This is a genomic window from Nonomuraea sp. NPDC003727, from assembly GCF_053586935.1.
In genome coordinates this window covers 317,019-339,102 of sequence record NZ_JBSFNE010000009.1, presented here as the reverse complement: position 1 = coordinate 339,102, position 22,084 = coordinate 317,019, and the positions used below count along the sequence as shown (strand labels likewise).

At 72.8% G+C, this 22,084-nt stretch carries 17 protein-coding genes; 10 read left to right on the top strand and 7 right to left on the bottom strand.

Going from position 1 to position 22,084, the window contains the following annotated elements; translation table 11 throughout:
- Window positions 1-105 precede the first annotated feature (105 nt).
- Window positions 106-3,717 (top strand): outer membrane protein assembly factor BamB family protein, encoded by a 3,612-nt coding sequence (locus ACWDLG_RS24465; protein ID WP_449923925.1) that lies wholly within the window; start codon window positions 106-108, stop codon window positions 3,715-3,717.
- Between the two features lie 2 nt (window positions 3,718-3,719).
- Window positions 3,720-5,216, top strand: coding sequence for a hypothetical protein (locus ACWDLG_RS24460; RefSeq protein ID WP_449923594.1), 1,497 nt, complete (start codon window positions 3,720-3,722; stop codon window positions 5,214-5,216).
- 98 nt (window positions 5,217-5,314) lie between these two features.
- Here the strand turns inward: ACWDLG_RS24460 and ACWDLG_RS24455 are convergent, their stop codons facing one another.
- Window positions 5,315-6,070 carry an alpha/beta fold hydrolase gene (locus ACWDLG_RS24455; RefSeq protein ID WP_449923591.1) on the bottom strand — a complete coding sequence of 252 codons (756 nt, stop codon included), beginning with the start codon at window positions 6,068-6,070 and terminating at the stop codon, window positions 5,315-5,317.
- 158 nt (window positions 6,071-6,228) lie between these two features.
- Here ACWDLG_RS24455 and ACWDLG_RS24450 point away from each other — a divergent pair, with 158 nt between their 5' ends.
- From ACWDLG_RS24450 to ACWDLG_RS24430, 5 genes are all read left to right on the top strand, one after another.
- On the top strand, window positions 6,229-8,580 hold the full coding sequence (locus ACWDLG_RS24450; RefSeq protein WP_449923588.1) for a DUF4838 domain-containing protein: 2,352 nt from the start codon (window positions 6,229-6,231) through the stop codon (window positions 8,578-8,580).
- A gap of 134 nt (window positions 8,581-8,714) precedes the next feature.
- Complete coding sequence (locus tag ACWDLG_RS24445) at window positions 8,715-10,094, top strand: cytochrome ubiquinol oxidase subunit I (protein WP_449923585.1); 1,380 nt, start codon at window positions 8,715-8,717, stop codon at window positions 10,092-10,094.
- Window positions 10,095-10,106: 12 nt separating this feature from the next.
- The gene (gene cydB / locus ACWDLG_RS24440) at window positions 10,107-11,111 is read left to right on the top strand and encodes a cytochrome d ubiquinol oxidase subunit II (RefSeq protein WP_449923582.1); all 1,005 of its coding nucleotides are present in this window, start codon (window positions 10,107-10,109) and stop codon (window positions 11,109-11,111) included.
- Window positions 11,112-11,515: 404 nt separating this feature from the next.
- On the top strand, window positions 11,516-13,039 hold the full coding sequence (locus tag ACWDLG_RS24435) for a carboxylesterase/lipase family protein (RefSeq protein WP_449923580.1): 1,524 nt from the start codon (window positions 11,516-11,518) through the stop codon (window positions 13,037-13,039).
- A gap of 264 nt (window positions 13,040-13,303) precedes the next feature.
- Complete coding sequence (locus ACWDLG_RS24430; RefSeq protein WP_449923577.1) at window positions 13,304-14,473, top strand: macrolide family glycosyltransferase; 1,170 nt, start codon at window positions 13,304-13,306, stop codon at window positions 14,471-14,473.
- 116 nt (window positions 14,474-14,589) lie between these two features.
- On the opposite strand, the gene ACWDLG_RS24425 is transcribed toward ACWDLG_RS24430, so the two are convergent.
- Window positions 14,590-15,144 carry a helix-turn-helix domain-containing protein gene (locus ACWDLG_RS24425; protein WP_449923922.1) on the bottom strand — a complete coding sequence of 185 codons (555 nt, stop codon included), beginning with the start codon at window positions 15,142-15,144 and terminating at the stop codon, window positions 14,590-14,592.
- A 206-nt stretch (window positions 15,145-15,350) separates the two neighbouring features.
- Complete coding sequence (locus tag ACWDLG_RS24420; RefSeq protein ID WP_354917827.1) at window positions 15,351-15,767, bottom strand: hypothetical protein; 417 nt, start codon at window positions 15,765-15,767, stop codon at window positions 15,351-15,353.
- Window positions 15,768-15,993: 226 nt separating this feature from the next.
- Here ACWDLG_RS24420 and ACWDLG_RS24415 point away from each other — a divergent pair, with 226 nt between their 5' ends.
- Complete coding sequence (locus ACWDLG_RS24415; RefSeq protein WP_449923573.1) at window positions 15,994-17,304, top strand: serine hydrolase domain-containing protein; 1,311 nt, start codon at window positions 15,994-15,996, stop codon at window positions 17,302-17,304.
- A 40-nt stretch (window positions 17,305-17,344) separates the two neighbouring features.
- On the opposite strand, the gene ACWDLG_RS24410 is transcribed toward ACWDLG_RS24415, so the two are convergent.
- From ACWDLG_RS24410 to ACWDLG_RS24395, 4 genes are all read right to left on the bottom strand, one after another.
- The gene (locus ACWDLG_RS24410; RefSeq protein ID WP_449923570.1) at window positions 17,345-17,740 is read right to left on the bottom strand and encodes a hypothetical protein; all 396 of its coding nucleotides are present in this window, start codon (window positions 17,738-17,740) and stop codon (window positions 17,345-17,347) included.
- Between the two features lie 289 nt (window positions 17,741-18,029).
- Complete coding sequence (locus ACWDLG_RS24405) at window positions 18,030-18,230, bottom strand: ferredoxin (protein WP_354917836.1); 201 nt, start codon at window positions 18,228-18,230, stop codon at window positions 18,030-18,032.
- 40 nt (window positions 18,231-18,270) lie between these two features.
- A complete protein-coding gene (locus ACWDLG_RS24400) occupies window positions 18,271-19,485 on the bottom strand; it encodes a cytochrome P450 (protein WP_449923566.1) in 1,215 nt (404 codons plus the stop codon).
- 56 nt (window positions 19,486-19,541) lie between these two features.
- Window positions 19,542-20,786 (bottom strand): NAD(P)/FAD-dependent oxidoreductase, encoded by a 1,245-nt coding sequence (locus tag ACWDLG_RS24395; protein WP_449923565.1) that lies wholly within the window; start codon window positions 20,784-20,786, stop codon window positions 19,542-19,544.
- Between the two features lie 85 nt (window positions 20,787-20,871).
- Between ACWDLG_RS24395 and ACWDLG_RS24390 the strand changes: the two genes are divergently transcribed.
- Window positions 20,872-21,513 carry a TetR/AcrR family transcriptional regulator gene (locus ACWDLG_RS24390; protein WP_449923562.1) on the top strand — a complete coding sequence of 214 codons (642 nt, stop codon included), beginning with the start codon at window positions 20,872-20,874 and terminating at the stop codon, window positions 21,511-21,513.
- 315 nt (window positions 21,514-21,828) lie between these two features.
- Window positions 21,829-22,035, top strand: a complete 207-nt coding sequence (locus ACWDLG_RS24385) for a hypothetical protein (RefSeq protein ID WP_449923559.1) — start codon at window positions 21,829-21,831, stop codon at window positions 22,033-22,035.
- The last annotated feature ends 49 nt before the right edge of the window (window positions 22,036-22,084 follow it).

Sequence of the window (22,084 nt, the reverse complement as noted above, 5' to 3'; positions counted from 1 at the left end):
ATCGGCTCGTTGGTCGTCGCAGCTCCGGCTGCGGCACACCTCAGCAGGCAGCATGCCGAGCTCGTCGTGCACGCCACATCCAGTTCAACAAGCGGTCGCTTGGTTGTGCACAAGGATGTCGTCACTCCCGCCCAGGCGGGCGCCTGGGCGAAGGGGTTGCTCGCGGGCGGCTGTCCGGTCACCGCGCAGGGAGTGTCCGGCGACACCGGCGGCATTCCGGACGGGGTGGTCATCGAGCTCGCGTGGCCGTGCGCGGTGGACAGGCTCGATCTGGGCGCCGTGCTGAAGTCCGGCGGCCTGTCGGAGATCATCACCGAGTTCGACGGCACCACCGTCAACGTGACGGCCGAGCTGCCCGTGGTCGACGCCGCCGGCGCGCACGCGGCCGGCCCCGGCCGGCTCACGGTGGTCCTCCTGGGCCTGGCGCTCATCCTTGCGCTGAGCTTGATGGGGGTGGCGGTGGCGGCGCTGCGCCGCCGTACGGGCCGGGCGGGCAGCCGCCTGCCGGGCTCCGGGCCGGCGGACCGGCGCACGCCGAGGCGGGCCGTCGGTACGGCCGTCGCGGCGGTGCTGGCCGTGGTCGTGCTCGCCCCCGGCGCCGCGCTCGCCGACCCCGGGCAGGGCACGGAGAAGACGACGACAGAGGCAACGACAGATGCGACGACAGTGGCGACGGCCGCGAGTCCTTCCCCCAGCGGGACGCCCTCCGCGACGGCCGCCGGCACCCTGGCGCTGACCACCCCCAACCCCAAGGCCGGCCAGCCGGTCACCTTCAGCTACACCACCGACAAGCCGGGCGCGCTGAACTGGGTCGGCCTGTACGCGGCCGCCGACAAGCCGGGCCAGGTCGCCTCCCGCACCTGGGTGAGGGCGCCGCTCGCCTCCGGCACCGTCACCCTGTCCACCGCCGCGCTCGGGGAAGGCGCCTGGAGCGCGCACTTCCTGGCCGACGACGGCTACGACCCGCTCGCCGCGCCCGTGACGTTCACGCTGGCCGGAGCGGCCGCCGAGCCGGTGACCGTCGAGGGCGTGGTCTTCGCCGACCGCGACGCCGACGGCGTCAGGGACCAGGGCGAGAAGGGGCTGCCGAACGTGTCCGTCACCGACGGCGCGGTCTGGGCGACCACCGGAGCCGACGGCGGCTACACGCTGACCGTCGACCGGGCGCGCAGGGAGACCGACCTGGTCTCCGTCGTCTCGCCGGACGGCTACACGCCGGTGCTGCGCGACGACTACGTGCCCACCTTCTTCCGCGAGGCGAAGGAAGGGCAGCGGCTCGACTTCGCGCTGGTGCCCGACACCAACGCGGCCGACCCCAAGGAGAAGTGGCTGATGGTCTCCGACGTCGAGGTGGGCAACCGCACCGACGCCGAGGCCAGGTCCGCCCTCCCGCAGTGGCAGGGGCACGTCGAGGCGATGTCCGAGGTGCACCGCGCCACCATGACGATCACCACGGGCGACCTGACCGTCACCGACTACGCCGCCGAGCCGCGCCGCCAGGGCGGCTACGACCTGCTGCGTGAGGGCCTGCGCAAGGGCAGGCTCGGCATGCCGTTCTATCCGGTCATCGGCAACCACGACGTCGGTGGCACCGCCACCTCCACCGGGTATGGCGGCAGCCTGGAGTACTGGCGCAGGAACCTGGGCCCCGAGTGGTACAGCTTCGACCGCAACGGCAGGCACGTCGTGGTGCTCGAGGACAACTACGACGCCAGGGGCCTGGCCCCGCAGCTGGCCTGGCTGCGCGAGGACCTGCGCAGGCACGCCACCGGCAAGCAGGTGCTGGTGTTCGCCCACCGCTCGCTGTTCACCCGCTGGGGCCCCGGCGCCGGCATGCAGCCGACCGTGGACGAGCTGGCCAAGTACGACGTGCGGATGTTCGCCGCGGGTCACAACCAGCAGGCCGAGTACCGGCGCGGCGCGTTCGCCAGGTCGGTCGAGGTCAACAACATGGGCACCTACGGCATCGACTCCGCCAGGCCCGACTACAAGGTGCTCGACTTCAGCGGCGTCACCGGCGACGACAAGGGCTACATCACCGGCACCCGCCGCCAGTTCGAGGTCGACGACGACGTCGCCCTGGTCAGCCCCGCCCAGGACAGCGTCCACAGCGCCCGCTCGGGCGTGCCCGTCGAGGTGTACGCCGAGGACGACGGCCGCACCCCCGCGACCGCCTCGCTGACCCTGCGCCGGCACGGCAGAACCGTCTGGCACGAGAAGGCGATGCCGTTCGGCCGCGCGACCTCGCCCAAGGGCATCGTCAACTGCTACACCCCGCCGGGCGGTACGGCCGAGCCGTGCCCGCAGGCGCACGTGTCGTGGACCAGGGTGAGCGAGCGGGTCACCGGCCTGCTGCCCGGCAGCTACACCGCCGAGCTGGTCGTCAAGGACACGGCGGGGGCGACCTGGCCGGCGGTCACGACCAGCTTCACGGTGAGCGGCCAGCCGCGGCTCGGCAGGCCGTCGCCCGGCCGGGAGTGGACCAGGCAGGGCGGCGACGAGCAGGGCCGCTCGTCGGCCGAGGACGACCCGGGCGCCACGCTCGACCTGCGCTGGGCGGCCAGCACCGGCGAGCAGTTCCACCTCAACGGCGCCGCCGTGTGGGACGGCAAGGTGATCGTCGCCTCGCAGGCCTTCGACTCGCCGTACAGCATGATGCTCGCCTACGACGCGCGGACCGGCGCCGAGAGGTGGCGGACCTACCTGGACGGCGACGCCGAGTCCTACCCGACCGTTCACGACGGCAAGGTGTACCTCACCACGGGTGTCGGCCGCGTCTACGCGCTCGACGCGCGCACCGGCAAGGTGGTCTGGGAGACGATCGACGCCGAGCAGGTCACCGGGTCGACGGTGCGCCGCTACGGCCGCGCCGGTGGCCCCGTGAGCGTGTTCGACCTGCCCGACGGCCGCAGCGTGGCGGTCTACCAGGAGTGGGACGGCGTGCGCTGCCGCGACGCCAGGACCGGCACCCGCCTGCCCGGCGGGTTCGCCGCGCCGGGCGGCTGGGGCGAGTACCACAGCGTCGCCGTACGGCGGCCCGGCTCGACCACCGCCTACCTGCACTCGGGGTCCAGCCAGACGCTGATCGCGATGGATCTGGCCACCTGCACGCAGCAGTCCTCCGTCGACACGGGCGGCGACCTGTTCAGCCAGTCCTCCCCGGTGTTGACCGACGCGGGGCTGGTGACGGCGACCATGTCGGGCGTCCGCGGCCATGACGTGCAGGCGCAGGGCAAGGTCGTCTGGCACGCCAAGCTCGGCACCTCGAGCACGTGCGAGCCCGGGCCTCCGCCGGTGACCAGCCCCGCCACCAGGGGTGCGATGGCGTACGTGGCCGGCATGGACGGCGTGGTCAGGGCCTACGACACGGCCTCGGCGACGCCGGCGACCCCGGTGTGGGAGACGCCGCTCGGGTACCTGCCGGGCGAGAGCCCGATGGACGACAAGTGGCGGGTCGCGGCCGGGTGCGCGGGCGCGGGGCCGGGTTCGCCCGCCATGCACGCCCTGGCGACCGAGTCCGTGGTGTACGCCGCGACCTGGGATGGTCGCGTCGTGGCGCTGGACCGGGCGAGCGGGCGGAAGCTGGCCGAGTACAACCTGGGCGGGGGTGTGGCCTCGGCGCTGTCGGTGAGCGGGAACGTGCTCTACGCGCTGACCGACGACGGCTCCGTCCACGCCCTGGTGGCCAGGAAGCCGCGCGGCGGTTCCGGTCGGTGACCGTGGTTGGACGACGGGTCCTGGTCCGCCTGCTCGCGGTGGCGGGCATGGCGGCGGCGGTCCTGCTGGGAGCGGCGGGCCAGGGGTGGGCGCACCCCTTCGGCCCGCCGCTCGTGGCGAAGGTCACCGCGGACGGTGATGCGGTCGAGGTGACCTGGTCGGCGGCCGAGGACGACCTCGCGGCCCTTGTCGCGGCGGCCACCGGGACGCGCACGCCGCCTCCCGCCGTTGCGCCTTCGCACTCCTCCACCGGGACGCGCACGCCGCCTCCCGCTGTTCCGTCCTCGCCCTCCTCCACCGGGCCCGCGTCCTCGCCGGGTGGCGGGCCCGCCTGGCGGGACGGGCCGGTGGCCGGCGCCGTCCGCGACTACCTCGGCGCGCGCATCACGGTGGGGCAGGCGGGAAGGGCGTGCCCGGTGACGACGATCCGCACCGACGCTCTTGCCACCTCCGGGGCGGTTCTGCGTTTCCGCTGCCCCGCGAAGGTCGGGACGGTGACGTTGACGATCACCACGCTGACCGACGTCAACGCGAACTACCGGACGGTGTCCACCACCCCGGCCGGACACGGCGCGCTCCACACGGCCACGGCTCCCGCCCATCCGCTGGCGCTCGACGGCGGGTCGGGCGTGCCCGTCTCGGCGGGCCCGGCCGCGGTCTGGACGGCGGAGCTGTCGTCGCTGCTCACCTCGGGGGTGGTGCTTCCGCTGGCCCTGCTGGTGGCGCTGGTGGCCGGTGCCGCGCACGCCTGCGCGCCGGGTCACGGCAAGACGCTGACGGCCGGCTACCTGGTCGGCGGCAACGGCAGGGCCAGGGACGCGCTTCTGCTCGGCGTGGTCGTGGCGGTCATGCACACGGTGTCGGTGGGCGTGCTGGCGGTCGGGTGGTGGATCACGATGGACGCGGCGCCGGATCTGGGTGTGGTGACGTCGTGGTTGCAGCTGGTGGCCGCGCTCATCGTGCTGGGGGTGGGCGTGGGCCTGCTCCTGCGGCACCTCCGCGCCCGCCGTACGCCCGGCCATGGCCACGGACATGGGCACGGCCACGGGCATGGGCACGGTCATGGGCATGGGCACGGTCATGGGCATGGGCACGGTCATGGGCATGGGCACGGTCATGGGCATGGGCATGGGCACGGCCACGGTCATGGGGAGGGGCCGGGTGCCTCCCTGCTCACCTGGCGGGGGATCGTGACGATCGGCGCCTCCGGTGGGCTGTTGCCCTCGCCTTCGGCGTTCCTGCTGCTGCTCACCGGCCTGATCACCGGCAGGGCGGCGCTCGCGCTGGCCATGGTGGCGGCGTTCGGCGTGGGCTTGGCGCTCACGCTGGCCGGCGTCGGCCTCGCCGTCCTGCGCGGGCGGGACGTGCTGGCAGGCGCGGCGGCGCGGCCCTGGGTGCGCGCGGTGAGCCTGCGCCTGCCGCTGGCGGCGGCCGCCCTGGTGGTGGCGGGCGGTCTGGCGGCCACCTTGCTGGCCGCCGCGGCGCTGGCCGGCGCCTGAGCCTCGCGGCCCCTCGGGACGGATCCCGAGGGGCCGCGCTGCTACCTGTCCGTCGAGGCGGGGCCGGCCGTCGCGCTCCCCGGCGCCCGCAGAGAGCTTCAGTCGGAGGCGCCCAGGAAGTCCAGCAGCAGGGCGGTCACCTCGGCGGGCCGTTCCAGGCTGGGCAGGTGGGCGGCCCACGGCAGCTCGACGTGGCGGGCGCGGGGCAGCAGGCCCGGCAGGCCGGTGGCGATCTCGCGGAACTCCGGCAGGTCCCGGCCGCCGGACACGGCCAGGCACGTGGCGGTGATCGCCTTCAGGTCGATCTCCGCCGCGATCTGCCCGAACTCCTCGCCGCCTGCCATCTGGACGTCGAAGGCGTGCCGCTGCATCAGGCGGACGTTCTCGCGTGTCGCGTCGTCGGCCTCCGGGCCGAGGAAGGTCGTGAGGTTCAGCTCGACGGCTGCGTCGACGTCGCCGGCGGAGAGCAGCGCGTCCTCCTGCTCGGCGAAGGACCGCAGCGCCGGGCCCGGCACCAGCTCGGGCGAGCCGGAACACAGCAGCGCCAGCGTGGTGACGGTGTCCGGCCAGCGCGCCGCGACCTCCAGGGCGACCCGGCCGCCGAAGGACGATCCGACCAGCGCCGCCCGCTCGATGCCGAGGTGGTCGAGCAGGTCGACCACGTCATCGGCGTTGTTGTAGGGGCGGTCGGGCATCGGTGATCGGCCGAAGCCGCGGAAGTCGCAGCGGATCACCCGGTAGCCGGCATCGAGGAGAGCCGCCCACTGCGGATCCCACATGCGCCGGTCGCACACTCCGGAATGCAGCAGTACGAGGGCAGGGCCGTCACCGGCCACGTCATGAGAAAGAGTCACGAGGGAGGACCTTATCGCCTGGTATGCACCTATGTCGTGCCGTTTATAACCTTCGCGGGCCCGATAACGGCGCGCATGTTATGCCGTTATGGCCCCGGCATTGACGCGCGTCGCGGCGAGGGTATGTCCTATGTCTTAGGTCCTCGATAGGAGTCGCCATGAACCGTCGCCAGCTGCTCGGCCTCATGGGGGCCATCCCCCTCGTCCCCGCCCTCCTGCCCGAGGAGGGACTGCCCGTCGTCCTGTCCGGTACGGCCAGGGCCGCCGTCATCGCCGCTCCCGGCGCCGAAGCCCTCGCCGACGAGCTCGTCGCCTACGTCGAGCGGGCCACCGGCGTCCGCCTGCCCCGCTCGGCCGCGCCCGGGCTCACCCCGATCCACGTGGGCGGGCCGGGGCCCGACCCCTCCGTACCGCGCCTGCTCACCGGGCTCGACCCCGACGGATTCGTGATCAGGATCTATCAGGGCACCGTCACCGTCGCCGGCCCGAGCGCGGCGGGCACCGCCAACGGCGTGCGCGAGTTCCTCGAACGCTACGTCGGCGTCCGGTGGCTGCTGCCCGGCCCCGACGGCGACGACGTGCCGGCGCTGGCGGCCCTGCGGATCCCCGTCGTCCAGGTGTACGAGCAGCCGGCCTTCACCCAGCGCTCGCTCAGCCCGCTGCGTGATGCCAGGTACCCGCTGCAGCAGCAGTGGGCGCAGCGCAACAGGATGCAGGGCGTCGGCACCGAACCCATCGCCTTCCACCACAACCTGCACACCCTGTTCCCCGTCGAGAGGTACGGCCAGACCCACCCCGAGTACTATCCGGGCGGCAGACCGCCCGCGCCGGGCAAGCTGACCGGCTGGCAGCCCGCCTTCTCCGTGCCCGGCACCATCGACGCGGCCGTCACCGGCATCCTGGAGTACTTCGCCGCCAACCCCGCCGCCCGCTCCTTCTCCCTGGGCGTCAACGACGGCGAAGGCTTCGCCGAGACCGACCCGGTGCCCGCCTACTACGCCTGGGTCAACGAGGTCGTGCGACGCGTGCTGGAGCGCCACCCCGGCAAGGACTTCGGCCTGCTGGCCTACCGCACGCTGGAGACGCCGCCCGCCTTCCCGCTGCACCCGAGGGTGGTGCCGTTCCTGACGCAGGACCGGTACGCGTGGGTCGATCCGGCGGTCGAGGCGGACGGGCACGCGCTGACCGAGCGGTGGCTGGCGGTCTGCGAGCGGCTCGGCTTCTACGACTACCTGTACGGCGCGCCGTACCTGTTACCGCGGATGTTCTCCCGCCGCTACGCCGAGACCCTCCGGTACGCCAAGGCCAAGGGCGTCGTCGCCCACTACGCCGAGCTGTACCCGAACTGGGGCGAGGGCCCCAAGCCCTGGATCACCGCCAAGCTGCTGTGGAACGCCGGCGCCGACGTCGACCGGCTGAACCGCGAGTGGTGCGAGCGCGCGGTCGGCACCGCCGCGGCCGACACCCTGTCGGCCTACTTCGCGCTGTGGGAGCGGTTCTGGACCGAGCGGGTGCCCGGCTCGCCCTGGTTCCTGCCCGATGCGACCTACCAGACCTTCAACCTGCCGCAGTACCTCGACCTGGTGGAGGAGGCCGACCTGGAGCGCAGCCGCAGCCTGCTCGACTCGGTCGTCTCGGCCACGGTCACGCCCGCGCAACGGGCCAGGGCGACGATCATGCGGCGGGCCTTCGAGTTCTTCGAGGCCTCCGCGCTCAGCTACCCCCGCCCCGTCCAGGCCCCCGCCGACCAGGCCGCCGCGCTCGCCCTCCTCGAAAGCGGCGTCGAGGCCTTCCAGCGCCGCCTCGACCTGGCCGCCCGCCGCCAGGCGCTGATCACCGAGTTCTCCCGCGACCCGGTGCTCGTGCTGCAGATGAACCCCGCCTCCCACCCGAACCTGACCTGGACCGGCTGGAACCCCGGCGAGTACTGGACGCTGGTGGACTACCTGCGGGTGCGCGAGCCGGACGGCGGCCCGGTCACCGACCGGGCCCGCGCCCTGGCCGCCGAACACCCCTACGCCGCCCTCATCCTGCGCGGCGTGCCGGCGCCGTCGCTCGTGCGAAACCCCTCTTTCGAGGACGGGCTGGCCCCGTGGGAGCTGCTCGACCGCTCCACCGGGACCCGCGCCATCTCCCGCCCGCCCGGCGAGGCGGTGCTGCGGGTCACCGGTCAGGGCTGGGGCGGCCCCAGCCAGGTCATCGACATCGAGCCCGGGCTGGCCCGCCTGACCACCAGCTACCGGGCGCCCGCCGGCACGCGCGCGAGCGTGCAGCTGGCGCTCGACCTGCTGGAGCAGAACGGCACGCCGATCACCGGCAGCTCGGTCCGCTCGCCCGTCATCACCCTGCGCCCGACGGGGGTGTGGACACCGCTGCGCCTGGACTGCGAGATCCCCGCCACGGCCCGCGGCAAGCAGGTCGGCATGGTGCGCCTCATCTTCCTGGTGGACAGCGCGGCCGACGTGAGCGTCGACTTCGACGACGTCGACCTGCGCAACGTCGCGAAATGAGCCAGGGTCCCGAGCGGTGCCCTTCGGGTAGTGTCGGCAGGGTGGGGGTGGAGGCGCGATCGCGGTGATCGCCCCGCTCGCGATCCCGGCGCGCCATGACAATAGGAACACGATCGGACACTTAGAGTCATCCCATGGATGCCTTGGATCTCGCGCGCCTGCAATTCGGGATCACCACCGTGTACCACTTCCTGTTCGTGCCCGTCACGATCGGGATGTCGCTGATGGTGGCCATCCTGAACACGGCCTGGGTGCGCACGGGGAAGAAGGCGTACCTGCGGGCGACCAAGTTCTGGGGCACGCTCTTCCTGATCAACTTCGCCATGGGCGTGGTGACGGGGATCGTGCAGGAGTTCCAGTTCGGCATGAACTGGAGCTCCTACTCCAGGTTCGTCGGTGACATCTTCGGCGCCCCGCTCGCGCTGGAGGCGCTGCTGGCCTTCTTCCTGGAGTCGACGTTCCTGGGGCTGTGGATCTTCGGCTGGGACCGGCTGCCGAAACGGGTGCACCTCGCGTGCATCTGGGTGGTCGCGATCGGCACGATCGTGTCGGCCTACTTCATCCTGGCCGCCAACTCCTTCATGCAGTGGCCGGTGGGCTTCAAGGTCGACGGCCGCGCCGAGCTGACCGACTTCGGGGCCGTGCTGACCAACAAGGTCCTGCTGGCCACCTTCCCGCACACGGTCTTCGGCTGCTGGCTGGCCGGGGGAGTGATCCTCATGGCCGTCTCCGCCTGGCATCTGGCCAGGCACAGAGACGTCGACGTCTTCCGCCCGTCGCTGCGGCTCGGCGCGGTCGTGGTGCTGATCGGCGCCCTCGGCGGCCTGGTCTCCGGCGACCTGCTCGGCAAGATCATGACGCAGACCCAGCCGATGAAGATGGCCGCCGCCGAGGCCCTCTACGAGACCCAGCAGCCGGCGCCGTTCTCCCTGTTCACCATCGGGACGCTCGACGGCACGCAGCCGATCTTCTCGCTGGAGATCCCGGGCCTGCTGTCCCAGCTGGCCACCGGCTCGTTCGACGGCAAGGTCCAAGGCGTCAACGACATCCAGGCCGAGTACCAGAAGCGATTCGGCCCCGGCGACTACCGCCCCTACATCCCGGTCGCCTACTGGAGCTTCCGGCTCATGATCGGATTCGGCCTGCTCGCGGCCGCGGTGGCGGTCGCCGTCCTGTGGCTGACCCGCGGACGGCGCATCCGCGGCAAGGACTGGGTCTGGCGGGCCGCCGTCTGGTCGGTGGTGCTGCCCTTCCTCGCCCACAGCTTCGGCTGGATCTTCACCGAGATGGCCAGGCAACCGTGGATCGTCTTCAGCCAGATGAGGACCCTCCACGGCGTCTCACCCAGCGTCGGCGCCGGCACGGTGCTGACCTCGCTGATCGCCTTCACCGCCCTGTACGGCGTGCTGGCCGTGGTGGAGGCCGGCCTGATGATCAAGTACGCCAGGGTGGCCCCGCCCGACGTCGACGAGAGCGAACCGCGCGACGGCGGCGAGATGTCGTTCGCCTACTAGGAGGATCGGACAGTGGAGCTCACCGACATCTGGTTCGTGGCGATCGCGGTCCTGTGGGTCGGCTACTTCGTCCTGGAGGGCTTCGACTTCGGCGTCGGCATGCTGCTGCCCGTCATCGCCAGGGACGACACCGAACGCCGCGTGATGATCAACACGATCGGCCCCCTGTGGGACGGCAACGAGGTGTGGCTGATCACCGCGGGCGGCGCCACCTTCGCCGCCTTCCCCGAGTGGTACGCGTCGCTGTTCAGCGGGTTCTACCTGCCGCTGCTGCTGATCCTGCTCGCGCTGATCGTGCGCGGGGTGGCCTTCGAGTACCGCGCCAAGCGAGACTCGCGGACATGGCGGCGGCGCTGGGACGCGGCCATCATCGCGGGGTCGTTCGTGCCCGCGCTGCTGTGGGGCGTCGCGTTCGCCAACATCGTGCGCGGCGTGAAGCTCGACGCCCGGCACGAGTACGTCGGTACGGTCTGGGACCTGCTCAACCCGTACGCCCTTCTCGGCGGGCTCACGACGCTGGCGTTGTTCGCCGCGCACGGCGCCGTCTTCGTGGCCCTGAAGACCACCGGCGAGATCAGCGGGCGGGCGGCCGGGGTGGCGTTGCGGACGGGCGTGGTGGCGGCGGTCCTCGCGGTGATCTTCCTGGCCTGGACGCAGCTGGCGGGCGGCCAGGCCGGCACGGTGATCCTGGCCGCCCTGGCCGTCCTGTCCTTCGCCGGCGCGCTGGCCGCCATCGCCAGAGGGCGTCAGGGCTGGTCGTTCCTGTTCTCGGCGGTCGCCATCGGCGTGGCGGTGATCAGCCTGTTCGCCGTCCTCTATCCCAACGTCCTGCCGTCCACGATCAACCCGGCCTACAGCCTGACCGTCGAGAACGCGGCCGCGACACCGAAGACGCTCGGCATCATGACCTGGGTCGCGGTGGTCTTCCTGCCGGTGGTGCTGCTCTACCAGGGATGGACCTACTGGGTCTTCCGCCGCAGGATCAGCGTCCGCGACATCCCCGCCTCGTCCCACTGACCTCGTCAACCCGGCCACTCACGGCTGCTTCGCGTCCGGTGACACGGACCCGAGCGGAGGGCCTTCTTAGTGCGTGCTCGCCCCCTGGTACGATCCGCCGCGGCGATTTTCGCGGGGACCCGCGGTGGCGTGAACCCTTTCCGGGGCTGACGACAAGACACCGGTGAGGCCGTGTCCGCCCGCCACTCTCGGGCGGTAACGCCTCGCAGTCCAGACATCAAGAACCCGGCAGACGGCCTCATCGGCCGACCTCGCGTGTACGGCTCGGGGCCGGCGGTGTTGGCGGCGATGGCGCGGCCGGGGGCGGCGGCGACGCCGAGGACCCGGGTCCCGGGACGTTTGTCCTGGATCATCGAGGATCGATGAATCTTCTGGGCCGGGGCGGGATCCAGCAGCGTTGAGGCATGCGAATCCTTCTTGCGACACTCGCCGTGGCCGGGATGGTCACGGGCACCGGCCCGGCGCAGCGGCCGTCGGACGGTGCCGTCGTCACGACCGACACCGGAGCCGTGCGCGGCGTCGTGACCGACCAGCACCGCGTCTTCCAGGGCATCCCGTACGCCACCGCGGGCCGGTGGGAGAGCCCCAGGCCCGCCGGGCGCTGGAACGGCGTCAAGGACGCGACCCGGCCCGGCCCGCTGTGCCCGCAGGTCGGCTCCCCCTACGCCCCGATCTCCAGCACGACCGAGGACTGCCTGGTCCTCAACGTCACCGCCCCTCGCGAGCCGGGACGCGACCGTCCCGTCATGGTGTGGATCCACGGGGACGGGGCGGTCGGCGGCGGGCACTTCTCCGACGCCCGCAAGCTGGCCTCCCGCGGCGTCGTCGTGACGATCAACTACCGGCTCGGCGTGTTCAACGGCTTCAGCTACCCCGGCCTCGAGGACGGGGGCACCTACGGCCTGCAGGACCAGCAGGAGGCCCTGCGCTGGGTCAGGCGCAACGCCGCAGCCTTCGGCGGAGACCCGTCGAACGTCACGGCGTTCGGCGTCTCCTTCGGCGCGCTCGCCATCGGCGGCCACCTCACCTCACCCGGCGCCAAGGGCCTGTTCCAGCGGGTGGCCATGCAGAGCGGCGAGACGATGATGGACATGCCGGCGGGCAGCCTGGTCCCCGGCATGCCGGCCCTGCCGACCTTCGCCTGGCGCAGCGCCGGGGACGCCGAGGCGGTCGGCAAGGAGTACGCCGCCAGGCTGGGCTGCCAGGACCTGGCGTGCCTGCGCGCGCTGCCGGTGAAGAAGATCCTCGACGTGCCGCAGATCATGAACGCCTTCCAGGTGTACGCCTACGGCAACAGGGTGCTTCCCGAACTGCCGTCCACGGCGATCAGGAAGGGCCGCTTCCACCGGGTTCCCGTGCTGGCCGGCGCGACCAAGGACGAGCACCGGATCTTCGTGGGGATGACCTACGACGCGGCCGGCAAGCCGGTCACCGCCGAGCAGTACGGCACGCTGCTCAAGACCGCCTTCGGCAAGGACGCCGACCGGGTGATGCGCAGGTACCCGCTGTCGGAGCACGCCTCGCCCGGCCAGGCGTGGGCGGCGGTGATGACCGACAGGATCTGGGCGCGCGGCACCCACGAGCAGAACACCCTGCTCGCCAGGCACGTGCCCGTCTACGGCTACGAGTTCGCCGACCGCCAGGCGCCGATGTTCCTGCCGTTGCAGGTGGACTTCGACTGGGGCGCCTACCACGCCGGTGACCTGCCGTACCTCTTCCCGGAAGAGAAGGCCCGGCTGAGCCCCGCCCAGGAAAGGCTGTCGGAACAGATGGTCGGGTACTGGACGAACTTCGCCCGCACCGGCTCGCCCAACGGCCGCGGGCTGCCGGTCTGGCGCAGGCTCGCCCACGGCACCCAGTCGCTCGCGCCGGGCGCGATCCGGCCGATCGACTACGCCGCCGCGCACCGGCTCGACTTCTGGAAGTAGCCGGACCGGTCGCACGCGACGACCGCGGTGCCGGCCGGGCAGCCGCGGCTCACCCGGCCGGCACCGGGCGAACGGCGCCCGGCGCGACCGTGCGCTCCACCCATGCCCGGCGCGCCCGTGCGCTCCACCCGCGGCCAGTGTGTTCTCCAGCAGCGGAAAGACGGCAGCCTGATCCTTTCCCGGGGAAGGACTCCGCTGGGGAATACGCAGGCCGGCGCCGGAGCCCGACCGCCGCACGGCCGTGGATCTGAAGAGAGTTCTGTCATGTCACGCAAGCATGTCGCCATGGTCGGCATCCCGGCCGTCAGCCACGTCCTGCCCGGCCTCGAAGTCATCCGCGAGCTGGTGGGCCGCGGGCACCGGGTGACCTACGCCAACGACCCGGCCGTGGCACACCTGATCACGCCCACGGGTGCCGAGCTGGTCCCGTACGAGTCGAGCCTGCCCGTCGCCGACGACGGCTGGCCCGCCGATCCCATCCAGGCGATGCGGGTCTTCCTCGACGACAACATCCGCATGCTGCCGCAGCTGCGCGCCGTCTACGACCGCGACCCGGCCGACCTGTACCTGTACGACATCGGCGGCTACGCCGCCAGGGCGCTCGCCGAGTCGCAGGACCGCCCGATGGTGCAGCTGTCACCCACCTACGTGGCGTGGAAGGGATACCAGGAGCAGGTCGCCGCGCACCTGTGGCAGTTGCCCGGCGCCGGCGCCTACCGGGCGGCGTTCGCCGCATGGCTGGCCACCTCCGGGGCGACCACCACTGACGTCGACTCCTTCCCCGGGCGGCCGGAACGGGCCGTGGCGCTGATCCCGCGAGCCATGCAGCCGAACGCCGACCTGGTCGAGACCGAGGCGGTGACGTTCACCGGCCCGTGCCTGGGAGAGCGCCCGCACCAGGGCGGCTGGAGCCGTCCCGCCGGAGCCGACAAGGTGCTGCTGGTCTCGCTCGGGTCGACCTTCACCCGGCAGCCCGCCTTCTACCGCGCGTGCCTGGCCGCCTTCGGCGACCTGCCCGGCTGGCATGTGGTGCTCCAGATCGGCAGGCACGTCGACCCGGCCGACCTGGGCCGCGTGCCGGGCAACGTCGAGGTGCGCCCCTGGGTGCCGCAGCCGGCGGTCCTGCTGCAGGCGGACGCGTTCGTCACCCACGCCGGCATGGGCGGGTGCGGCGAGGGCCTGTTCGCGGGCGTGCCCATGATCGCCGTGCCGCAGGCGGTCGACCAGTTCGACAACGCCGACCGGCTGGTGGAGCTGGGCGTCGCCCGACGGGTGGACACGGCCGAGGCCACCGCGGGGCTGCTGCGCCGTACGTTGCTGGAGCTGACCTCCGACCCGGCGGTGGCGCGCAGGGCGGCGGAGCTGCGCGAGGAGGTACGCGCCGAGGGCGGGGCCGGGCGGGCGGCCGACGTGGTGGAGAGCCTGCTGCCCTGAGGCGGGCGGCCGGCGCCGAGGGGACGGGCCGCGCGCGGAGCCGGCCGTACACCCCGGCCTCGGTGGTCAACCGCCGCCTCCCGCGCCGGCTGCCACGGCACCGCACGGTGGGGCGCTCAGCGATCGGCGTGGTGGTCGCCCGGCCCGTCGACGCCGTCCCGCGGCGGCTGCTCGGCCGGGAACACGATCACGCTCGCCAGGTGGGGGCGGCGATCCGCAGCGGGCCCGTTGCCCCACCGCTTCGCGAAGACCTCGCGCAACTCGCCCATCAACTCCGCCAGCTCGTCGTGGCTGAGCCAGAGGACGAGCTGCCGGTAGCCCACCAGGTCGGCGGTCGGGTCGGCGCCGTCCCGGTCGAGGTAGGCGTTGAACTCGGCGTGCAGCGTGGCCATGGCCGCGGTGAAGCCCCGGCGGTGGTCGTCCAGGGACATCGACGCGGCCGCGTCGGCGTCGATCACGGTCCGGTCGCGGCGCAGCCGGTAGTGGCGTTCGACGGCGCCGTGCACGCGCTGCTCGCCGGCGACCTCCAGCACCCCGGCCTCGGCCAGGAGGCCGACGTGCCGATACACCGTGGTCTTCGGGACGTCGGGCAGGACGGCGCACAGCTCGGCGGTGGTGTGGGCGTGCCCGCCGGACATGGCGTGCACGATGCGCAGCCGGACCGGGTGCAGGAGCAGGTCGAGGGTGCATCGATGCCGGTGTGGTGGACGCCGAGATCGGGCGGAGCCTGGAGATCCTCGAGCACGGCCTGCGACCCCGCCCCTCCCGCGCGGAGCGGGAGCGTCCCTGAACCGCCGTCGGGTGACGCGGCGGACGCCTTGACAGGCGTCCGCCGCGTCACCCGGAATGCCGCCTCCGGAGCGGCGGGTCAGCAGGCTCAGCCGGTCTTGATGAAGGTCCAGGCCTGGTACGGGTCGCCGAAGTCGGGCGCCAGCGCCACCCGGGGCGGGAAGATCCGCAGCAGGCTCAGACCGAGACGCATCGGGGTCGCGGGGACGGAGATGACGAACGTGTCGGGTTCCGCCGCCGGGGCCAGCCGCCAGGGGCGGGCCTCAGGCAGCACCAGGGCCAGCTCGTGCATGTCGGGGTCGCCGTCGAAGCTCACGTACAGCTCGGAGTCGGTGGCGCGGATCGTGTGGGAACCGTTGCCGTCGCTGCTCACCTGCCAGGTCTGCCCGTAGCCGGAGTCCGGCGGCAGCAGGCAGAGGTGGCCCCCCGGCCTGGGCTCGAGTGCGGTGAGCTGCTGCTCGGGGGTGAACTCGATCTTGTAGATGCCATCGGAGATGACTGCCACGCGAAGCTCCCTCGCGATCGACCGGCGGCGCCGCCAGGGTCCGCCGGTGGTGAAGGGATCGCCTGAGCGGCGACCCGGACGGGGTGATACCCCCATCGAGCACATGGCTCTTACCCAGAGTGGTCAACTCACCGCCAACAGTGAGAGCGCCACTTCGGGGCAGGCGAGGGTCGGGGACGCCTAGGCTGGTAGGGGAGTGTCGTCCTCGTGCGGCGGGAGGCCTGTCATGAGGTGGTCACGGGCGCTTCGGCGCGGAACCTGCGCAGGGCTGGCGATGGCCGGCCTGCTGGCCTTCCCCGCCTACACCGCGCCCGCCGGGGCGATCCCCGCGCTCGAGACCGCGGCGGTTCCCGGCCCGTCACAGCGGGCCGACTTCCCCGAGCTGACCCCTGCCGTCGCCGCGCGGCTGGACACCGCGATCCGGCAGGTCATGCGGGAGGCCGGGGTGCCCGGCGTCATCGTCGGGCTGTCAGCGCCCGGCAAGGGGTCGTACGTGCGGGCCTTCGGCGTCGCCGACAAGGCGAGCGGTGTCGCCATGAGCCCGGGACTGTACATGCGGATCGGCAGCGAGACCAAGACCTTCACCGTCACCGCCCTGCTCCAGCTCGTCGACCGGGGCAAGCTCGGTCTCGACGACCCGATCGCCAGGTACGTGGACGGAGTCCCGAACGGCGACCGCATCACCCTGCGCCACCTGGCGGGCATGCGCAGCGGACTGTTCAACTACACCGAGGACGACGCCTTCGTCAAAGCCTTCCTCGCCGACCCGGAACGGCCCTTCACCCCGCGGCAACTGCTGGCCTACTCCTTCAAGCACCCGGTGCAGTTCCAGCCCGGCGAGACGTTCGCCTACTGCAACACCAACACGATCCTGCTGGGGCTCGTGGTGGAGAAGATTGGCGGACGCCCCCTGCCCGAGTTCGTCGAGAAGAACGTCGTGGCGCCGGCCGGCCTGCGCCACACCGTCTTCCCGACCGGTGCCGCCTTCCCGAACCCGCACGCCCACGGCTACACCAGGCAGACCGCCTCGGGCGAGGTCGAGGACGCCACCGACTGGAACCCCTCCTGGGGCTGGGCCGCGGGAGCGATGATCTCCGACCTGCCCGATCTGCGCACGTGGGCCCGCGTGGTGGCCACCGGCACGCTGCTGACGCCCAAGACGCAGGCCGAACGGCTCGCCATGGGCCCGACGGGAATCCCCGGCACCGGCTACGGCCTCGGCATCTTCACCGTGCACGGCTGGGTCGGGCACAACGGCTCGCTGCCCGGCTACGAGTCGTTGACGATCTACCTGCCCGAGGCGCGGGCGACGCTGGTCGCCCTGGTCAACACCGACATCCGGTACGAGGGCGTGGCACCCGGCACCCTCGTCGGGCAGGCCGTCACGCGCGTCGTGACGCCCGACCACGTGTTCGTCCTGCCCGCGTCCCCGGCGTCGCCCGCACCCGCCTCGCCCACGTCGCCGGTATCGCCCACGACACCCGCCTCGCCGGCGAGCCCGCGGCCATCCGCGCCGGCCACCGGCCACGGCGACTGACAGTGACTGACGACGACTGACGACGACTGACGATGACCGGCTACGCGCCTCCTGGCGGTTCCGTGACCGGTTCCAGCGGCCAGGTCGCCGGCCAGAAGGCATCACGCCCGGGCTCGGCGAGGACCGTGGTGGCGCCGGTGTCGGTATCGTGCCGGCGGAACTCCATGGTCACGACCAATCCCTCGTCGTCCTCCTCGCCCTCCTCCTCCGGGCCGACGAGGAGGATGCGCACCTGGGCGCGCCCCTCCATCCGCCACCGGAACGCAAGCGGCTCGTCCTCGCCGAAGAGGGCCGAGTACGAGCGCAACAGGCCCGTCCCGTCCGCGGCGAACACCACCTCCTCGCCGACGAGCGCGGCCGCCGTACCCAGGGCCGAGCGCCAGCGCCCGACCGGTCCACGCTCCAGCATCAGCTCACGCCACGCGGATTCCCGCAACGCGCCACCACCCTGCCCGCTCCGTTTGCCTGGAGTCTCTCGCACCGCCCCGGCGGTCCTGACACAGGATCCCGCCGCTGGACGGACCGAACCCCGGAGGGGCCGTGGCCACCAGACAGCCTCAACCCGGGGCGTCACGGAGCCGGAAGGTGACCGTATGCGCAAGACCGCCAAGGCCCGGCCGCAGCGGGTGCGGACGGCCGACGCGCCGATGGCGGCCTGCGCGCCTGCGCACGATCGTCGGCTCGGGCCGTCCACGATGCCGGACGAGATCAAGCCGGCCGCGGGCTCACGCCTCCTCGCTCAGCTCGATGGCGGCGGCCGGGCAGACGGCGGCGGCCTCCCGCACCAGGGCGTGCTGGTCCTCACCGGGCTCGGGCTCCAAGAGGACGACGACACCGTCCTCGTCGCGCTGGTCGAACACCTCAGGAGCGATCAGCACGCACTGGCCCGCGCCGCAGCACTTGGCCTCGTCCACGGTCACTTTCATACCTGGTTCCTCTCTCCGGGGCGGTTACGGCGGTGCCGGGTCACCAGCGGACCGGGACCTCGCGCAGCCCGCCGACCGCCAGCCCTTCCACGCGCTCCAGTTCCTCCACGGGAACGGCGAGCTCCAGGGACGGCAGCCTGCGCAGCAGTACCTCGAGCACGACCTGCAGTTCGGTGCGGGCCAGCGCCTGGCCCAGGCAGGAGTGGGCGCCGGCGCCGAAGGCCAGGTGCGGGTTCGGGCTGCGGCTGAGGTCCATCTCGCCGGCGTCGTCGAAGGCGCTGTCGTCGCGGTTGGCCGCGGCCATGCTGCACACCACGGTGGTGCCGCGGGGCAGGACCGTGCCGCCGACCTCGATCTCGTCGCGCAGGTAGCGCGGCAGGCCGAAGCCGGGGTTGGCGTCGAAGCGCAGCGCCTCCTCCACCGCCGTGCGCACCAGCGACGGGTCGGCCAGCAGCCGCTCCCACCGGCTGCGGTCGGCCAGCAGCATGGAGACCATCTTGCCGATCATGTTGGCGGTGGTCTCGTGGCCGGCGACCAGCAGCCCCATGCCGGTGGCCAGCAGCTGGACGTCGGACAGCCCGCCGTCCTCGGGGCCGCCGGCCGCGATGAGCTCGCTCAGCAGGTCCTCGCCAGGCTGCCGCCGCTTGGCCGCGATGTGTCCGGACATGTACGCGACGAACTCGCCCTGGGCGGCGTCGACCTCGGCCTGGCTGTAGCGGGTGAGGTTCAGCAGGGTGTCGGACCAGTACGAGAACCGGTCCCGGTCGGCGGCTGGCACGCCGAGCATGTCGCAGATCACGTACACGGGCAGCGGGAAGCCGAGGCTGGCCTTGAGGTCACCGGGCCGGCCACGCTCGACCATGTCGTCGATGAGCCGCTCGGCGATCTCCGCCATCGCGGGCCGGAGCGCGGCCATCCGCTTGGCGGTGAACCACTTGCCGACCAGGCGCCGCCAGCGCTGGTGCTCCTCACCTCCGTCGGGGATGACCTGCGCCATCTCGCTGCTGAACAGCCCGCCGTCGTCGTTGGCCGACAGCCGGGCCGCGTCGGGGGCGTTCAGCAGGCGGGTGAAGCGCGGGTCGGCCAGCACCTGCTTGACGTCCTGGTAGCGGGTCAGCAGCGTCGCCTGGTCGCCGCTGGGCAGCTTCACGTGAGCCACCGGACAGCGCCCGCGCAGCTCGGCCCATTCAGCGGGCGGCTCCAGCGCCGCGTGGCTGGGGATCGGGTAGTTCAGGACCTGCTCGTCGAGACTCATTCGGCATCTCCTCTGAACGGATGGTTGACCGCCTGCGGTGGTGCTTCTCGTCGCTGTCACGCGGACACGACGGGCCGGGTGCCCACGGCCTGCTTCCCGGCCTGGTGCATGGTCTGCTGCCGCAGGAGGCGGGCCTGCTTGGGCATGTTCCAGCCGAGGACGCCGGTGACCCGGCCGTCCTCGCGGTAGAGCGCGGCGAAGCGGTGCTGCGCCGGGTCGCCTTCGGCGATGGTCAGTTCGGCCGCCGGCGACGGCAGCCCGTGGGCCTGGATCCTGATGTCGTACTGGTCGGTCCAGAAGTAGGGGATCGGCGTGTACGGGTGACCGTCGCCGAGGATGTCGGCTGCCACCACCTGCGCCTGTTCGGTGGCGTTGGTGCGGTTCTCCAGGCGCAGCCGCCTGCCGAGCCCCTCGTGCTCCCAGGCGGCCACGTCCCCGACGGCGTAGACGCCTTCGGCGGCGCGGCAGCGCGAGTCGCACACGACACCGTCGCCGAGGGTGAGCCCGCTGCCGTCCAGCCAGCCGGTCGCCGGGCGGGAGCCGACGGCCACCACGACCGCGTCGGCGGGAAGGAGTTCGCCGGTGGCCAGCCGTACCCCGGTGACCTGTCCGTCGGCGCCGGTGAGCTCTTCGACGGCGACGCCGAGGCGCAGGTGCACGCCGCGCTCGGTGTGCGCCTGGGCGAGCATCGCGCCGACCTCGTCGCCGAGGTGGTCACCCAGAGGGGTGCGGCCCTTCCCGGCGAGGGTGACGTCCAGTCCCATGGCGCGGGCGGTGGCGGCGATCTCCGAGCCGAGCACCCCCTCGCCCACGACCACGAGCCGCTTGGCGGCGGTCAGGTGGCGGCGCAGGGCGAGCGCGTCGTCCAGCGACCGCAGCACGTGCACGCCTGCCAGGCCGTCCTGGCCGGGGAGCCGGCAGGGGCTGAGACCGGTGGCGATCACCAGGGTGTCGCCGCGCAGCACACGGCCCGAAGCGGTGGTGACGGCGCGGGCGGCCGCGTCCAGCGCGATGGCGGGATCGCCCAGCACGAGTTCGGCGTGCAGGGCCTCCAGCTGCGTCTGGTTCCGTAGCCGGGCGCGGGACGGTTCCCATGCCCCGGCCAGGACCTGCTTCGACAGCGGCGGCCGGTCGTAGGGCAGGTGCGGCTCGGCGTCCAGCAGCGTCAGCCGGCCCTGGTGGCCGTGCCGCCGCAGCGCCTCGGCCGTGCTCAGGCCGGCGGCCGACGCGCCGACGATCAGGATGCTCCCGAGCGAGGTCACGAGGCGTCGCCCAGGTGAAGGGCTGTCCGCATATGTCATGCGTCCTTTCGGTGGTCCCGTCACGCACATTACCCTACATGTGTAGGTAAACCTGCATGTGTAGGGTGGCGATAGGGTGGGAAGCGTGGCCAGAGACAGCAGCACCCCCACCGGCGACCGGCGCGTGCGCCGCACCCAGACGGCCCTGGCACGCGCGCTGATCCAGCTCGTCGAGGAGCAGGACCTGTCCCGCATCAGCGTCGCCGACGTCGCCGAACACGCCGGAGTGAGCCGCTCGACCTTCTACGACCACTACCGGGACGTCCACGAGCTGGCCGAGGCCGCCTGCACCGCGATGATCGACGGCTTGGTCGAGTCCCTGCCCGCCCCCGGTCCCGACTCGCCTGACCCGGCGCGGGACGCGACCCAGTCGCTGGTGGCGTTCTTCGCCAGCCTCGCCGAGCACGCCGGGCTCTACACCAGCCTGCTGGGGCCGCAGGGCAGCGCGCGCGTCGCCGACCACATCCGCCGCCGCATCACCGCGGCCGTCCACCACCGCGTACGGCAGGCCACCGGCGGCGGCGACCTCCCCGAGCACGCCGAGCACGCCGACATGCCGCTGGACATCCCGCACGACGTTCCCGCCGCCTTCGCCGCCAGCGCGCTCATCGGCGTGGCCACCGACTGGCTCCGGCGCGGCCGTCCGCTGCCCCCCGCCGAGATGGCCGCCCTGACCTGGCCGCTGCTGAACGCGCTCTACCAGGTAGACACCCGCACGCCCGGCTGAGGCCGGACCCGGACCCCGGCCGTCGCCCTGCGCCCGCACCGATGACGCCGACATCGAGGTGCGCGCCGACGGCGATACGGGCGAGCCCGCCAAGCCGCGCGCCATGCGCCTGTGGGAGCGCCTCTCGCGCCAGGCGCCGGAGGCAGGCCCGCCACGCCCGGTCACACCGGCCGGCGAACGGTCACACCCGCCGGCGAACGAGCGGACACGGCGGCCCCCGGTCACACCGGCCGGCGAACGAGCGGACACGGCGGCGCCGTCGTGAGGGCTAGGCTGGCCGCCGATCACGTCGGAAGACGGGAAGGACGAACACGGATGACGGCCGCCCTCGACGGCATCGACGACATCGACTGGGCCTCCCTCGACCACGCGTACGGCCCGGCGGAGGACCTGCCGCAGACGTTGCGGGACGCGCGCGAGGTCGCGCAGGTGGTGGATCTGGCCGACCTGCGCGAGGTCGTCGGCCTCGTCGAAGCCAGGGCGCGCCGCGCCCGCCTGGCGAAGGCTCGGCGTCGGCGCTGATTCCGTCGGCGGTCGGTGCGGCGTGCCGCTGGTCGGTGGGGACCGAGAC